General features: G+C 62.4%; 2 protein-coding genes and 1 pseudogene. 2 read left to right on the forward strand and 1 reads right to left on the reverse strand.

From position 1 onward, the window contains the following. Positions 1-682 (forward strand): annotated as a pseudogene (locus EN906_RS29755) (sugar ABC transporter permease); the annotation flags it as partial. Positions 683-986: 304 nt separating this feature from the next. Next, positions 987-1979, forward strand: a complete 993-nt coding sequence (araD1, locus tag EN906_RS29760; RefSeq protein WP_127266707.1) for an AraD1 family protein — start codon at positions 987-989, stop codon at positions 1977-1979. Positions 1980-2154: 175 nt separating this feature from the next. Here araD1 and EN906_RS29765 read toward each other — a convergent pair. Then, positions 2155-2789: transporter substrate-binding domain-containing protein (locus EN906_RS29765; RefSeq protein WP_127375585.1), on the reverse strand; the 635-nt coding region annotated here is incomplete at its 5' end.

Raw genomic sequence — 2789 nt, forward strand, 5'->3', positions numbered from 1 at the left:
CGGCAAGACCATCATGGGCAGCGGCCTGACGCTGCACATGACGACGATCGTGCTGGGCCTGATCGCTGTTCTGGCCTACGCCTATTTCGGGGTGAGGACGCGCCGCAAGCGCGAACGCCATGGCTATGAGGCCGAGCCCTTTGCCCTGTTCGTCGTCAAGACGCTGGTCGGCAGCGCGCTGGCGCTGTTCCTGGTCTACCAGTTCGCCAGCTACAGGGGCCTGCCGGTGGTGCTGCTCGTCATGGGCGTGCTGATCTCGCTGTTCGTCTTCGTCACCAAGCGCATGACCATCGGCCGCCGTATCTATGCCATGGGCGGCAATTCCAAGGCCGCGCAGCTTTCAGGCATCAACACCGAGCGGCTGACGCTGATGGTGTTCATCAATATGGGCGTGCTGTCGGCGCTCGGCGGCCTGATCATCGCGGCGCGACTGGGACAGGCGGTGCCGGCCGCGGGCCTCGGCAGCGAGCTCGACGTCATCGCCGCCGTCTTCATCGGCGGCGCCTCGGCGATGGGCGGCGTCGGTCAGGTCATCGGCGCGGTGGTCGGCGGCTTCATCATGGGCGTGATGAACAACGGCATGTCGATTATGGGCGTCAATGTCGACTGGCAGCAGGTGGTCAAAGGCCTGGTGCTGCTCGGTGCCGTGATCTTCGACGTCTACAACAAGAACAAGGCTTGAACGGGCTTAAGAGCAATTCCAGGAAAATGTGAAACGGTTTTCCGCCTGGAATTGCGCCAAGACAATGAGTTAGAGCGGTTCGCCGTTTCCGTGAAACGGTGAACTGCTCTAGGCGAGGCAAGCAGGAGGCATACGATCGCGGCGCTGCCGGCAACCCGCCGGTAACAGAAGTCCCTGAGGGACCAGGCCCGCGAGCGCAATCCGAACTGAGAATTTAAACCGTGGCATGGACGAGGTCCCGGCCGCGCTGAGTAAGGTCTGCCGTTTTGGCAGTCCTGCCAAGGCAAATGAGAGAGGATTCATCATGCTGATCTCCCAGATCCTCGACGACGCCGAGACCATCCGCGTCGTCGCCCGCAATGGCGGCAAGACCCGGATCATCAATGGCGCCCGCAGCGTCTATTCGCTGGCGATGGAGGCCGCCCGCACCGGCGTCGGCCTCGTCGCGCTGATCGAACGCAAGGGGCTTGGCGAGACGGTCGATCTCGAGGCCGCTTACAAGAAGGGGCGGCTGCTGTCGCCGATCAATCACCCTGATCCGGCGCATCTGCACCTGACCGGCACCGGGCTGACGCATCTCGGCTCCGCCGCGACGCGCGATTCCATGCACAAGAAGCTGAGCGCCGACGGCGAGGAGCAGCTCACCGATTCCATGAAGATGTTTCGCATGGGGCTGGAGGGCGGCAAGCCGGCGAATGGCCAGATCGGCGTGCAGCCGGAATGGTTCTACAAAGGCAACGGCACGATGGCGGTGGCGCCAGGTGCCGCACTTCTGTCACCGGCCTTTGCCAAGGACGCCGGCGAAGAGCCCGAGGTGGCCGGCATCTATGTCATCGGCGACGACGGCGCACCTTTCCGCGTCGGCTTCACGCTGTCGAACGAGTTTTCCGACCACGTCACCGAGCGCGTGAACTATCTGTTCCTCGCCCATTCCAAGCTGCGCAACGCCTCGTTCGGTCCGGAAATCCTGATCGGCGACCTGCCGCCCGATATCCGCGGCACCTCGCGCATCGTGCGTGACAGCGAGGTGCTGTGGGAAAAGCCGTTCCTGTCCGGCGAAGCGAACATGTCGCACACCATCGCCAATCTCGAACATCACCATTTCAAATACGCGGCCTTCCGCCAGCCGGGCGACGTGCATGTGCATATGTTCGGCACGGCCACGCTCTCTTTCGCCGACGGCATCAGGACCGAGGCCGGCGATGTGTTCGAGATCGAGGCCGGGGACTTCGGCCTGCCGCTGCGCAATCCGCTGGAGATCGAAAAGCCGGTGAAGGTGGCTGTGAAGGCGCTTTGAGGTAGCGCCTTTTTCCTTCTCCCCTTGTGGGAGAAGGTGGATCGGCGCGTTAGCGCCGAGACGGATGAGGGGTGTTCCAGCGAAATAAGACGTTTGCGTTCCCTGGAACACCCCTCATCCGCCGCCTTCGGCGACACCTTCTCCCACAAGGGGAGAAGGGAAGAAGCGCCCAGCCTCAATAAATATCGAAGTCGAAATACTTGGCCTGGATCTTCTTGTAGGTGCCGTCGGCAACGATCGCATCGATGGCCGCGTTGAGCTTGTCGCGCAGGGCCGTGTCTTCCAGGCGCACGGCAATGCCGGCTTGCGTTTCGGTGCCCTTGACGTCGCCGACCAGCTTGCAGCAGCCGTCGCTTGCCTTCTTCAGCCAGTCCATCAGCACGAACTTGTCCGAGATCACGGCGTCAAGACGACCGTTGGTCAGGTCGGTGATCGCCTCTTCCTGGGTCGGATAGAGCTTTGCCTCCGCGCCTGCCTTGCCATACTCATTCTGGGCATAGTCGGCCTGCGTGGTCGAAGCCTGGGCGCCGACCGTCTTGCCGGCCAGTGCCGGTGGTTCGGTCGAGGTGAGATCGCTGTCCTTCGGCGCCACCAGAGCCAGCGGTGTCGTATAATATTTGTTGGTGAAGGCGACCTGCTTCTTGCGCTCCTCGGTGATGCTCATCGAGGCGATGATGGCGTCGAATTTCTTCGCCTGCAAGGCGGGAATGATGCCGTCCCAGTCCTGCGTGACGATCTCGCACTCGACCTTCATCTGCGCGCATAGTGCATTGGCGATGTCGATGTCGAAGCCTTCGACCTTGCCGTCAG

This window comes from Mesorhizobium sp. M7A.F.Ca.CA.004.06.1.1, assembly GCF_003999135.1.
Taxonomy (GTDB): domain Bacteria; phylum Pseudomonadota; class Alphaproteobacteria; order Rhizobiales; family Rhizobiaceae; genus Mesorhizobium.

Excerpts from the sequence above, each read along its gene's own strand:
- araD1 (WP_127266707.1), top strand. The coding sequence starts at position 987 with ATGCTGATCTCCCAGATCCTCGACGACGCCGAGACCATCCGCGTCGTC.